The organism is Klebsiella sp. KTE92 (genome assembly GCF_000398905.1).
Lineage (GTDB): Bacteria > Pseudomonadota > Gammaproteobacteria > Enterobacterales > Enterobacteriaceae > Klebsiella > Klebsiella variicola.
Map to the genome: position 1 here is coordinate 317,346 of NZ_KB976100.1, position 12,620 is coordinate 329,965.

General features: G+C 58.0%; 12 protein-coding genes and 1 tRNA gene. 11 read left to right on the plus strand and 2 right to left on the minus strand.

Annotated elements, in window-relative coordinates:
* Positions 1–6: 6 nt before the first annotated feature.
* Positions 7–82, plus strand: a tRNA-Gly gene (locus A1WC_RS23385).
* Positions 83–352: 270 nt separating this feature from the next.
* Here the strand turns inward: A1WC_RS23385 and queG are convergent.
* The gene (queG, locus tag A1WC_RS23380) at positions 353–1,492 is read right to left on the minus strand and encodes a tRNA epoxyqueuosine(34) reductase QueG (protein ID WP_016160146.1); all 1,140 of its coding nucleotides are present in this window, start codon (positions 1,490–1,492) and stop codon (positions 353–355) included.
* Between the two features lie 13 nt (positions 1,493–1,505).
* Here queG and nnr point away from each other — a divergent pair, with 13 nt between their 5' ends.
* The 9 genes from nnr (at position 1,506) to hflC (ending at position 11,754) form a co-directional block, all read left to right on the plus strand.
* Complete coding sequence (gene nnr / locus A1WC_RS23375; protein ID WP_016160147.1) at positions 1,506–3,017, plus strand: bifunctional ADP-dependent NAD(P)H-hydrate dehydratase/NAD(P)H-hydrate epimerase; 1,512 nt, start codon at positions 1,506–1,508, stop codon at positions 3,015–3,017.
* Entirely contained in the window at positions 3,010–3,471 is a 462-nt protein-coding gene (tsaE, locus tag A1WC_RS23370; RefSeq protein ID WP_012543113.1) for a tRNA (adenosine(37)-N6)-threonylcarbamoyltransferase complex ATPase subunit type 1 TsaE, read from the plus strand. Before nnr ends, tsaE begins: the two co-directional genes overlap by 8 nt.
* A gap of 16 nt (positions 3,472–3,487) precedes the next feature.
* The gene (gene amiB / locus A1WC_RS23365) at positions 3,488–4,849 is read left to right on the plus strand and encodes an N-acetylmuramoyl-L-alanine amidase AmiB (RefSeq protein WP_016160148.1); all 1,362 of its coding nucleotides are present in this window, start codon (positions 3,488–3,490) and stop codon (positions 4,847–4,849) included.
* A 10-nt stretch (positions 4,850–4,859) separates the two neighbouring features.
* Entirely contained in the window at positions 4,860–6,719 is a 1,860-nt protein-coding gene (gene mutL, locus A1WC_RS23360) for a DNA mismatch repair endonuclease MutL (protein ID WP_016160149.1), read from the plus strand.
* Entirely contained in the window at positions 6,712–7,662 is a 951-nt protein-coding gene (miaA, locus tag A1WC_RS23355; RefSeq protein WP_002885652.1) for a tRNA (adenosine(37)-N6)-dimethylallyltransferase MiaA, read from the plus strand. Before mutL ends, miaA begins: the two co-directional genes overlap by 8 nt.
* Before the next feature lie 92 nt (positions 7,663–7,754).
* On the plus strand, positions 7,755–8,063 hold the full coding sequence (hfq, locus tag A1WC_RS23350) for an RNA chaperone Hfq (RefSeq protein WP_002885659.1): 309 nt from the start codon (positions 7,755–7,757) through the stop codon (positions 8,061–8,063).
* A gap of 75 nt (positions 8,064–8,138) precedes the next feature.
* Positions 8,139–9,419 carry a ribosome rescue GTPase HflX gene (gene hflX / locus A1WC_RS23345; RefSeq protein WP_016160150.1) on the plus strand — a complete coding sequence of 427 codons (1,281 nt, stop codon included), beginning with the start codon at positions 8,139–8,141 and terminating at the stop codon, positions 9,417–9,419.
* Between the two features lie 65 nt (positions 9,420–9,484).
* On the plus strand, positions 9,485–10,747 hold the full coding sequence (gene hflK / locus A1WC_RS23340; protein WP_012543112.1) for an FtsH protease activity modulator HflK: 1,263 nt from the start codon (positions 9,485–9,487) through the stop codon (positions 10,745–10,747).
* A 2-nt stretch (positions 10,748–10,749) separates the two neighbouring features.
* On the plus strand, positions 10,750–11,754 hold the full coding sequence (gene hflC, locus A1WC_RS23335; RefSeq protein WP_002885662.1) for a protease modulator HflC: 1,005 nt from the start codon (positions 10,750–10,752) through the stop codon (positions 11,752–11,754).
* A gap of 82 nt (positions 11,755–11,836) precedes the next feature.
* Here hflC and A1WC_RS23330 read toward each other — a convergent pair whose 3' ends face one another.
* The gene (locus A1WC_RS23330; protein ID WP_008807192.1) at positions 11,837–12,127 is read right to left on the minus strand and encodes a hypothetical protein; all 291 of its coding nucleotides are present in this window, start codon (positions 12,125–12,127) and stop codon (positions 11,837–11,839) included.
* Between the two features lie 223 nt (positions 12,128–12,350).
* Here A1WC_RS23330 and A1WC_RS0124870 point away from each other — a divergent pair, with 223 nt between their 5' ends.
* The gene (locus A1WC_RS0124870; RefSeq protein ID WP_002885664.1) at positions 12,351–12,548 is read left to right on the plus strand and encodes a DUF2065 domain-containing protein; all 198 of its coding nucleotides are present in this window, start codon (positions 12,351–12,353) and stop codon (positions 12,546–12,548) included.
* Positions 12,549–12,620: the final 72 nt, after the last annotated feature.

A 12,620-nucleotide genomic window follows, 5' to 3' on the forward strand; every position in this document is an offset into this window, starting at 1 on the left:
GATTAAGCGGGAATAGCTCAGTTGGTAGAGCACGACCTTGCCAAGGTCGGGGTCGCGAGTTCGAGTCTCGTTTCCCGCTCCAAATTTTCTTCCATCTCTTATTTATCCACAGTGCAATCCAGCGCCGGGGATGATTTTCATTTGATATCCAGAAATACTGTGAACAGAGTTATCCACAGGTTGTCGTTCCGTCTTTGACGGCGTAAATGCTTCGCTTTGTAAATAGTATCTTTATATACCATTGAAATTTAACAATTAAATTTCATTTCGAAATGTTAATCCGATCACTTGACCTCGGTCTGCGCCTTGAAACGCAATGTGTTTTAGATTTTATTCACAGCCTGTGAATGAATCAGGCGTCGCGCGGCAAGCCTTTCTCTACTACCCTGACCAGACGTAATTTTTTCGGCAGTTGTACTTCGACGGCGTCGGCGTTCCGCTTGTTTATTTGCTCAGCGATAGCCCATTCGATGTGCTCGTCGAGAAGCGGGTGCTCACCCCGGCGACTCTCCAGCGCGCGAAGATGGGCTTCATCCCAGGGCGCATTGCCCAGCGCGACGGCGATATTGCGCAGCCAGCGCAGGTGGCCAATGCGACGAATCGCCGACCCTTCGGTTACCTTCAGAAACCACGCTTCGCTCCAGGCGAACAGCTCCACCAGCGGTGGCGCATGCAACGCTTTGCGTGGACTGAAATCCTCTTCATCGGTGAGCTGTGAGAAACGGTTCCACGGACAGATCAACTGACAATCATCACAACCGTAAATACGGTTGCCGATAAGCGGACGGAACTCCTCCGGGATAGAGCCTTCCAGTTCAATGGTGAGATAGGAGATGCAGCGCCGGGCGTCGACGGTGTAGGGCTCAACGATGGCGCCGGTGGGGCAGATGGTCATGCAGGCGACGCAGCGTCCGCACTCTTCCGCAACCGGGCTGTCGACCGGTAGAGGCAGATCGATCAGCAGTTCGCCGAGGAAAAAGAATGACCCCGCGTCGCGGCTTAAGATAAGTGAGTGCTTACCTGTCCAGCCAAGGCCCGCTTTTTCTGCGATTGGCCGCTCCAGGATAGGCGCGGAATCGACAAAAGGTCTAGAATTGAGCGAAGCACACTGTTCCTGAATCTTCTCCCCCAGTTTTTTCAGGCGATTACGTAGCAGCTTATGATAATCACGCCCGAGGGCATAACGGCTGACGTAACCCAGTGCGGGATCTTTCAGGGTGCGGGCAAAGGCGGCGTTGGCGGGCAGATAGTTCATCCGCACGCTGATAACGCGTAACGTACCGGGCAGCAGTTCGTGGGGACGGGCGCGCATCATACCGTGACGGGCCATCCACTCCATTTCGCCGTGGTATTGTTTATCCAGCCATGCCTGCAGTTTGGGTTCACTGGCGCTGAGGTCGGTATCGGCGATACCCACCTGCTGGAACCCGAGCTCTGTGCCCCACTGTTTGATTTGTTGCGCTAACTGAACGAGATCGAGGGGCTGTGACATGATGGACCATACAATGACGAAAAACCCTGACAGTATACCATACAACATTTGGCCTGCGGAGGCGCTGCGCCTGGCCGAACGAGAGGCGGCGGACAGCCTGGGGCTGACGCTGTTCGAACTGATGCAGCGCGCGGGCGAGGCGGCCTTTCAACTGGCCAGCCGCGCTTATCCCGCCAGCGCGCACTGGCTGATCCTCTGCGGACATGGTAACAACGGCGGCGACGGATATGTCGTCGCGCGTCTGGCACAGGCCGCGGGGCGGCGGGTGACGCTGCTGGCGGTGGAGAGTGACAGCCCGCTGCCGGAAGAGGCGCAGGCGGCGCGGGAGGCGTGGCTTAACGCCGGCGGTGTGATCCATGCGGCGACCATCCCATGGCCCGACGATATCTCACTGATTATTGACGGCCTGCTTGGCACCGGTCTGCGCAGTGCGCCGCGCGATCCCGTCGCGGCGCTCATCCACCAGGCTAACCACCACCCGGCGCCGGTGGTGGCGCTGGATATCCCTTCCGGCCTGAATGCGCAGACCGGCGCGACGCCAGGTGCAGTGGTTCAGGCTGACCACACCCTGACCTTTATCGCCCTCAAACCCGGGCTGCTGACCGGCAAGGCGCGGGATGTCGTCGGGCATCTCCATCATCATGCCCTTGGGCTCGAGCGCTGGCTCGCCGGGCAAAGTACTCTCCTGACGCGGTTTTGCGCCGCCCACCTCGCCGACTGGCTGCCGCCGCGGCGGGCCACCTCCCATAAGGGCGATCACGGCAAGCTGGTGATTGTCGGCGGCGATCGCGGCACGGCAGGCGCTATCCGTATGTGCGGTGAAGCGGCCCTACGCAGCGGTGCAGGGCTGGTGCGAGTGCTTACTCACCCGGAGAACGTGGCGCCCATTGTCACCGTGCGGCCGGAATTAATGGTGGATGAACTGACGCCCCAGACCCTGAAAGCCGCGCTGGAGTGGGCTGATGTGGTGGCGATTGGCCCGGGTCTGGGGCAGCGCGAATGGGGGCGCAGCGCCCTGCGCACGGTGGAAAGTTTTAACAAACCGATGGTCTGGGACGCCGACGCGCTGAACCTGCTGGCATTCAATCCCGATAAACGTCACAATCGCGTGTTAACGCCGCACCCCGGCGAAGCGGCCCGTCTGCTGAACGTCAGCGTGGCAGAAATTGAAAGCGATCGCTTACTTTCTGCGCAGCGTCTGGTAAAACGGTATGGTGGCGTGGTTGTGCTGAAAGGCGCGGGCACGGTGGTGGCCAGTGAAAGCGGGGCGATGGGCATTATCGATGCCGGCAATGCCGGGATGGCCAGCGGCGGGATGGGCGATGTGCTTACCGGCATTATTGCCGCATTGTTAGGACAGCACCTGACGCCGTATGATGCAGCCTGTGCCGGGTGCGTCGCTCATGGCGACGCCGCCGACCGGGTGGCCGCTCGCGAGGGCACCCGCGGTATGCTGGCGACCGATCTCTTTTCCACGCTCAGGCGTGTTGTTAACCCGGATGTGATTGACGTAGACCATGATTAACCGAGTGATTCCTTTACCCGATGAGCAGGCCACGCTGGCCCTTGGCGACCGCATCGCGCAGGCCTGTACCGGCGCCACCGTGATTTATCTGTATGGTGATTTAGGCGCGGGGAAAACGACCTTCAGCCGCGGATTTTTGCAGGCGCTCGGTCACCGCGGCAATGTCAAAAGCCCAACCTATACCCTGGTGGAGCCGTATACCCTCGAGAATCTGATGGTATATCACTTCGATCTCTACCGACTGGCGGATCCTGAGGAGCTCGAATTTATGGGGATCCGTGATTATTTTGCCGACGATGCCATCTGCCTGGTGGAATGGCCGCAGCAAGGCGCAGGTGTCCTGCCTGACCCGGATGTTGAAATTCACCTTGATTACCAGGCACAAGGGCGTGAGGCGCGTATTACCGCGATCTCCTCACGGGGTGAATCTTTACTGGCGCGTTTAGCCATTTAGCCTGAAGGATGACGGGATGAAGTATCGCATAACCACCTGGCTTGCCGCTGCGCTAATGCTCTCGAGTCTTCACGCCACTGCGGCGAGTTTATCCGATATCCAGGTCTCCAACGGAGACCAGCAGGCCCGTATTACCCTAAGTTTTGTCGGTGAGCCGGAGTACTCCTTTACCCCACAGGGTAAACGTCTGGTCGCGCTGGATATCAAGCAGACCGGCGTATTGCAGGGACTACCGCTGCAGTTTAGCGGCAGCAACCTGGTGAAGAGTATTCGCGCCGGTACGCCGCAGGATACGCAGACGCTGCGTCTGCTGGTGGATTTGACGGAAGATGGTAAAACGCGAGCGGTGAAGCAGCAGAACGGGACGAATTACACGGTGGTCTTTACCATCAACGCCGACGCACCGCCGCCACCGCCACCGCCACCGCCGCCTGTGGTGGTGAAACGGGCTGACCCGCCGCCAGTGATGCCTTCCCGGACGGCGACGTCAGGGCGTAACCCGTTCAGCTCGTCGGGTCATGAACGGCAGACGGCGATGACCTCCTCCCAGCCGGCGATGACCAACAATCAGACCGTGACTCGCCCGGCGGCCCGTACGGTGTCGGCGGATGATAAGGTGATTATCGCCATCGATGCCGGACACGGCGGTCAGGATCCTGGCGCAATTGGTCCGAATGGCACCAAAGAGAAGAACGTCACTATCGCTATCGCGCGCAAGCTGCGGGCGTTACTGAACGCCGATCCGCAGTTTAAGCCGGTGCTGACCCGCGACGGAGATTACTTTATTTCGGTGATGGGCCGCTCTGACGTGGCGCGTAAGCAAAACGCCAACTTCCTCGTCTCTATCCATGCTGATGCCGCGCCAAACCGCGATGCGACCGGCGCCTCGGTGTGGGTGCTCTCGAACCGTCGCGCCAACAGCGAAATGGCCGGTTGGCTCGAGCAGCATGAGAAGCAGTCTGAACTGCTCGGCGGGGCAGGCGACGTGCTGGCGAACAGCCAGGCCGACCCCTACCTGAGCCAGGCGGTGCTGGATCTGCAGTTCGGTCATTCCCAGCGCGTCGGCTACGATGTGGCGACCAACGTGCTGAGCCAGCTGCAGCGCATTGGCAACCTGCACAAACGCCGCCCGGAGCATGCCAGCCTCGGTGTATTGCGCTCGCCGGATATCCCGTCGATCCTTGTGGAAACGGGCTTTATCAGTAACAACGGTGAAGAGCGGCTGCTGGGGAGCGATGATTACCAGGAGCAGATTGCGGAGGCGATTTATAACGGCCTGCGCAACTACTTTATGCAGCATCCGCTGCAGTCGGCGCCTCGCGGCGAGGCGGCGCAGACCGCCAGCGCCGCAGCGCCAGGCGGGATGTTGATTAACTAAGGAGCAGGGGATGCCGATTCAGGTTCTGCCGCCGCAGCTCGCCAACCAGATTGCCGCCGGCGAAGTGGTGGAGCGGCCCGCGTCGGTGGTGAAAGAGCTGGTTGAGAACAGCCTTGATGCTGGCGCTACGCGGATTGACATTGATATCGAACGCGGCGGCGCGAAGCTCATTCGCATCCGCGATAACGGCAGTGGCATCAAAAAAGACGAGCTGGCGTTGGCCCTGGCCCGTCATGCGACCAGCAAGATCGCCTCGCTTGACGATCTGGAGGCGATTATCAGCCTCGGCTTTCGCGGCGAAGCGCTGGCCAGTATCAGTTCGGTGGCGCGCTTAACGCTGACTTCGCGCACGGCGGAGCAGCAGGAAGCCTGGCAGGCTTATGCCGAAGGCCGCGATCAGGCGGTAACGGTGAAGCCGGCGGCGCACCCGGTCGGCACCACCCTGGAAGTCCTCGATCTGTTCTACAACACGCCGGCGCGGCGCAAATTTATGCGCACCGAAAAAACCGAGTTCGGCCACATTGACGAGGTGGTGCGCCGCATTGCGCTGGCGCGCTTCGACGTCACCATTAACCTCAACCATAACGGTAAGGTGATACGACAGTATCGGGCAGTGGCGCAGGATGGCCAGCGGGAGCGGCGGCTGGGAACCATTTGCGGCGCCGCTTTTCTCGAACATGCGCTGGCGATCGAGTGGCAGCATGGCGATCTGACCCTGCGCGGCTGGGTTGCCGATCCGCTCCATACCACCCCGGCGCTGGCGGAAATTCAGTACTGTTACGTCAACGGCCGGATGATGCGCGACCGGCTGATCAATCATGCTATCCGCCAGGCCTGTGAAGACAAGCTGGGCGCCGATCAGCAGCCGGCGTTTGTGCTGTATCTGGAGATCGATCCCCATCAGGTGGATGTGAACGTCCATCCGGCCAAGCATGAGGTGCGTTTCCATCAGTCTCGCCTGGTGCATGACTTTATCTACCAGGGCGTACTGAGCGTGCTGCAGCAACAGCTTGATGCGCCGCTGGCGGAAAAAGACGACCCGCCGACGCCGCGCCAGATGCCGGAGAACCGCATCGCCGCAGGCGGCAACCAGTTTGCTCGGCCGTCGGAAGCGCGTGAACCGGCAACCCGATTCAGCATGACATCGTCGCGTGAGCCGGCTGTCTCCGGCGGCAGTTCTGGCGGCGCGAGCTGGCCGCATGCGCAGCCCGGTTACCAGAAGCAGCAGGGCGCGCTTTATCGTCAGTTGCTCGACACGCCCGCCGCTCCGCGACCCGCGCAGCCGTCCGCCGCCCCGGCGGAACTGGCTGGTCACAGTCAGAGTTTTGGCAGAGTGCTGACGATCGTCGGCGGCGATTGCGCGCTGCTGGAGCGCGAGGGCAGTCTGGCGCTGCTGTCGTTGACCGTTGCCGAGCGCTGGCTGCGCCAGGCGCAGTTGACGCCGGGTACGGAAGCGGTATGTGCCCAGCCGCTGCTGATCCCGTTGCGGTTAAAAGTCACGGAAGGGGAGAAGCGGGCGCTGGCCGCTGCGCAGTCGGCGCTGACGCAGTTGGGGATCGAGCTTCATACCGATGCCCTGCACGTGACGGTGCGCGCGGTCCCTTTACCCTTAAGACAACAAAATTTACAAATCTTGATTCCTGAACTGATAGGCTACCTGGCGCAGCAAAACGCATTCGACGTCGGCAACATCGCCCAATGGATGGCGCGTAATCTGACGAGCGAACAGGCGTCATGGAATATGGCGCAGGCGATTGCGCTGCTGGCGGACGTCGAACGTCTTTGCCCGCAGCTGGTGAAAACGCCGCCGGGTGGCCTGTTACAACCTGTAGATCTCCATTCGGCGATGAATGCCCTGAAAGATGAATGATGTAACCGAGGCGAGCCTGCCCAAGGCAATTTTTTTAATGGGCCCGACGGCCTCAGGTAAAACCGCGCTGGCGATAGCCTTACGTAAAGTTTTGCCAGTAGAGTTGATTAGTGTTGATTCCGCCCTCATTTATCGGGGAATGGATATTGGCACTGCCAAACCGGATGCCGCGGAGCTTAGCGCTGCGCCGCACCGGCTGCTGGATATTTTGGATCCCGCAGAAGCCTATTCCGCGGCTGATTTTCGCCGCGACGCGCTGGCGGCGATGGCCGATATTGTCGCCGCCGGGCGTATTCCGCTGTTAGTCGGCGGAACGATGTTGTATTTCAAAGCGTTGCTGGAAGGATTGTCGCCCTTACCGTCGGCTGACCCAGAGGTCAGAGCGCGGATTGAGCAGCAGGCCGCAGAGCAGGGGTGGAACGCGTTACATCAGCAATTACAGGAAATTGATCCCGTGGCTGCTGCGCGTATTCATCCAAATGATCCGCAAAGGCTTTCCCGGGCACTGGAAGTTTTTTTCATTTCGGGTAAAACTTTAACGGAACTGACGCAAACGTCAGGAGACGCTCTGCCATATCAGGTGCATCAGTTCGCCATCGCCCCGGCGAGCCGTGAACTGCTCCATCAACGCATAGAACAGCGTTTTCATCAGATGTTAGCTTCAGGTTTTGAAGCAGAAGTACGGGCGCTTTTTGCCCGCGGAGATTTGCATACGGATATGCCTTCCATCCGTTGTGTTGGATACCGCCAGATGTGGTCATACCTCAATGGCGAGATCCCTTATGATGAGATGGTTTATCGAGGTGTTTGCGCCACGAGACAGTTAGCCAAACGTCAGGTCACCTGGCTGCGCGGTTGGGAAGGTGTGCACTGGTTAGACAGTGAACAACCTGAACAAGCGCTCAACAAAGTATTACAGGTTGTTGGTGCGAGCCAGAACTGAACGTGTACAATTGAACGGTATCGTGCGTAATTTTTTTTAAGAATCGTAAGGTTCTGAGTACAAAACAAGCATACATATAAGGAAAAGAGAGAATGGCTAAGGGGCAATCTTTACAAGATCCGTTCCTGAACGCTTTGCGTCGGGAACGCGTTCCGGTTTCTATTTATTTGGTGAATGGTATCAAGCTGCAAGGGCAAATTGAGTCTTTCGATCAGTTCGTGATCCTGTTGAAGAACACGGTCAGCCAGATGGTCTATAAGCACGCAATTTCTACTGTTGTCCCGTCTCGCCCGGTGTCTCACCACAGCAATAATGCTGGCGGCGGTTCCAGTAACTATCACCACGGTGGTAGCGCGCAGGGCTCTTCTGCGCCGCAACAAGACAGCGACGACGCCGAATAAGGCCAGTGCTGTTTTTCCACGCCGGGGAGCCAGGTTTTCTGTGTTCCCCGCTGGTATTTTATAAGGGGTTTACGCTTGTTTGACCGTTATGACGCCGGTGAGCAGGCGGTACTGGTACACATCTATTTTTCGCAAGACAAAGATATGGAAGATCTCCAGGAGTTTGAAACTCTGGCCTCTTCCGCCGGTGTCGAAGCAATGCAGGTGATTACCGGTAGCCGTAAAGCACCGCACCCGAAGTATTTTGTTGGTGAAGGTAAGGCAGTCGAAATTGCGGAAGCCGTTAAAGCGACCGGCGCGTCGGTCGTGCTCTTCGATCATGCCCTGAGTCCGGCGCAAGAACGCAACCTGGAACGTCTGTGCGAATGCCGGGTTATCGATCGCACCGGTCTTATTTTAGATATTTTCGCCCAGCGCGCGCGCACCCATGAAGGGAAACTGCAGGTTGAGCTGGCGCAGTTGCGCCATATGGCAACCCGCCTCGTCCGCGGCTGGACCCACCTTGAAAGACAGAAAGGCGGGATTGGTTTGCGTGGCCCGGGTGAAACCCAGCTCGAAACCGACCGTCGTTTATTGCGTAACCGCATCATGCAGATCCTGTCGCGACTGGAAAAAGTTGAGAAACAGCGTGAGCAGGGGCGGCGGTCGCGCGCGAAAGCCGATATTCCAACCGTGTCGCTGGTGGGCTACACCAACGCCGGAAAATCAACGCTCTTTAACCAGATCACCGCTGCCGAGGTCTATGCCGCGAACCAGCTGTTTGCCACCCTGGACCCGACGCTGCGCCGCATTGACGTCCCTGACGTCGGCGAAACGGTACTGGCCGATACCGTCGGCTTTATTCGCCATCTGCCGCACGATCTGGTAGCCGCGTTTAAAGCGACGTTGCAGGAGACGCGTCAGGCGACGCTGCTGCTGCATGTGATTGACGCGGCGGATGTCCGTGTGCAGGAAAACATTGATGCGGTAAATAAGGTTCTCGCTGAGATTGAAGCCGATGAGATCCCCGCGCTGATGGTGATGAACAAAATCGACATGCTTGACGATTTTGAACCGCGCATCGATCGCGACGATGAAAATAAACCGATTCGGGTCTGGCTTTCAGCCCAGACCGGGGTTGGCGTACCACTGCTTTTTCAGGCATTAACGGAACGTCTTTCCGGTGAAGTGGCCCAGCATACGCTGCGCTTACCGCCGAAAGAAGGGCGACTGAGAAGCCGTTTCTATCAGCTTCAGGCGATAGAAAAAGAGTGGATGGAGGATGACGGCAGCGTGAGTCTGCAGGTGCGCATGCCGATCGTTGACTGGCGGCGCCTCTGTAAGCAAGAGCCAACGCTTGTTGACTATGTGGTTTAACCTTGCAGCTTGCCTGAAGATATTGACCCCTGTGGGGATATCAAAAACAAATATGGAGCATATACATGGCGTGGAATCAGCCCGGTAATAACGGACAGGACCGCGACCCGTGGGGGAGCAGCAAACCTGGCGGCAACTCTGAGGGAAATGGCAACAAAGGTGGTCGCGAGCAGGGGCCGCCGGATCTGGATGATATCTTCCGCAAGTTAAGTAAAAAACTTGGCGGGCTCGGCGGCGGCAAGGGCGGACTGGGCGGTGGTAATAACGCGCAGACCCCTCGCGGACCGATGGGCGGGCGTATTGTCGGCATCGTTGCCGCGGCGGCAGTGATTATCTGGGCGGCCAGCGGTTTTTATACCATTAAAGAAGCCGAACGCGGCGTCGTGACCCGTTTTGGTAAGTTCAGCCATCTGGTTGAGCCAGGCCTGAACTGGAAACCGACCTTTATCGATAACGTTCAGGCGGTGAACGTGGAGTCGGTACGTGAACTGGCCGCTTCCGGCGTCATGCTGACCTCTGACGAAAACGTCGTGCGCGTTGAGATGAACGTGCAGTACCGCGTCACCGATCCGGAACGCTATCTGTTTAGCGTTACCAGCGCGGATGACAGTCTGCGTCAGGCGACTGACAGCGCGCTGCGCGGCGTGATCGGCAAATACACTATGGATCGCATTCTGACCGAAGGTCGTACTGTGATCCGTAGCGATACCCAGCGCGAGCTGGAAGAGACTATCCGCCCGTACAACATGGGGATCACCCTGCTGGACGTCAACTTCCAGACGGCACGTCCGCCGGAAGAGGTGAAGGCGGCGTTTGACGATGCCATTGCCGCGCGTGAGAACGAGCAGCAGTATATCCGTGAAGCGGAAGCTTATACCAACGAAGTACAGCCGCGGGCGAATGGCCAGGCGCAGCGTATCCTTGAAGAGGCGCGTGCCTACAAGACCCAGACCGTCCTGGAAGCCCAGGGTGAAGTGGCTCGCTTTGCTAAGCTCCTGCCGGAATACAAAGCCGCGCCGGAAATTACCCGCGAGCGTCTGTATATCGAAACCATGGAAAAAGTGCTGAGCCACACCCGTAAAGTGCTGGTCAATGACAGCAAAAACGGCAATCTGATGGTTCTGCCGCTTGACCAGATGCTGAAAGGCGCCGCCGCGCCGGCAGCAAAGAGCGATAGCAGTGACGCCAGCGATCTGCTGCGTCTGCCACCTGCATCCAGCACAGGCAGCGCCAGCACCTCATCAACCTCGAGCTCAACCGGGGGTAGCATTATGGACCAACGCCGCGCTAACGCGCAGCGTAACGACTACCAGCGTCAGGGGGAATAACGATGCGTAAATCTGTTATCGCGATCATTGTCATCGTGCTGGTAGTGCTCTACATGTCAGTCTTTGTCGTAAAGGAAGGCGAGCGCGGGATTACGCTGCGTTTCGGTAAAGTTCTGCGCGACGACGAAAACAAGCCGCTGGTGTATGCGCCGGGCCTGCACTTCAAGATCCCGTTTATCGAATCGGTGAAGATGCTGGATGCGCGTATCCAGACCATGGACAACCAGGCTGACCGTTTTGTGACCAAAGAGAAAAAAGACCTGATCGTCGACTCCTATATCAAGTGGCGCATCAGTGACTTCAGCCGTTACTACCTGGCAACCGGCGGCGGCGACGTCTCCCAGGCCGAGGTGCTGCTGAAGCGTAAATTCTCTGACCGTCTGCGTTCTGAAATTGGTCGTCTGGATGTGAAAGACATCGTCACCGACTCCCGTGGCCGCCTGACGCTGGAAGTGCGCGATGCGCTGAACTCGGGTTCTGCTGGCACGGAAGACGAGGTCAGCACCCCGGCGGCTGATGACGCTATCGCCAAAGCCGCTGAGCGGGTGGAAGCGGAAACCAACGGCAAAGTGCAGGTGATCAACCCGAACAGTATGGCGGCGCTGGGTATCGAAGTTGTCGACGTGCGTATCAAACAGATCAACCTGCCGGCAGAAGTGTCGGAAGCGATTTATAACCGTATGCGCGCGGAGCGTGAAGCAGTTGCTCGTCGCCACCGTTCACAGGGTCAGGAAGAAGCTGAGAAACTGCGCGCGACCGCAGACTACGAAGTCACCAAGACGCTGGCGGAAGCCGAGCGCCAGGGTCGTATCCTGCGTGGTGAAGGCGATGCGGAATCGGCAAAACTGTTTGCCGACGCGTTCAGCCAGGATCCAGGCTTCTACTCCTTTATCCGTAGCCTGCGCGCCTATGAGAAGAGCTTCCAGAGCAACCAGGATGTGATGGTCCTGAGCCCGGACAGTGATTTCTTCCGCTATATGCGTTCACCGGATTCGGCGCGTAAATAAGCCGCAGAGGGTGTAAGCCTGAAGTGCTAACGCGAAAAGGCGCCTGTTTCAGGCGCCTTTTTTCATACTGCGGGGGCGTGAATTAGTTGCCGAGCAGTTTGTTCAGCAGGCCACCGATCACCGGCAGGCTCGCCAGCGCACTTTCGATGGTGCCACCGATAGTCGACCCAACGCTTTCGCCCAGGGTTTTGCCCAGGTCTGGCGCCAGGTCGGCCAGATTGAGGGTGCCAATCAGCGGCAGGTTGATGCTCAGGGCATCGGTACCCATCGTCCATGCGGCGGCGCCGACCTTGCTGCCTAAGGAAGCCAGGCCATCCTGTAACCAGCCTGCGCCGCTCACATTTTCGATTTCAAACGCAGTTAATTCTCTCATGATAATCTTCCTGATTATGTAGACGTACCGGGTTGTAGTACGCGACGGCATAGTTACAATTTAAAAAATATGCAGCAATACAATTAGTTGTGAATTTTGTTTCACCTTGCCAGTTCATAATGAAGATGAAATACGGGACAATATGAAATGAGTGAATGAATTCACCATGCTGGCCGATGACGCCCGCGAGGGCGACGATAATACTTTTCAATTAGGGTTGATAATGAACTCCACCATTTGGCTGGCGCTGGCGCTGGTTTTAGTACTCGAAGGGCTCGGCCCGCTGCTCTATCCTCGCGCCTGGCGCAAAATGGTCGCCAGCCTGAGCCAGTTACCGGATAATTTATTGCGCCGCTTTGGCGGCGGACTTGTGGTTGCAGGGATTGTGATCTACTACATGTTGAGGAAATCGATTGGCTGATCAAAAAGTGGTCGGATTTGCCTTATTTTGGATGCAAAAAGTGCTGTAACTCTGAAAAAGCGATGGTAGAAT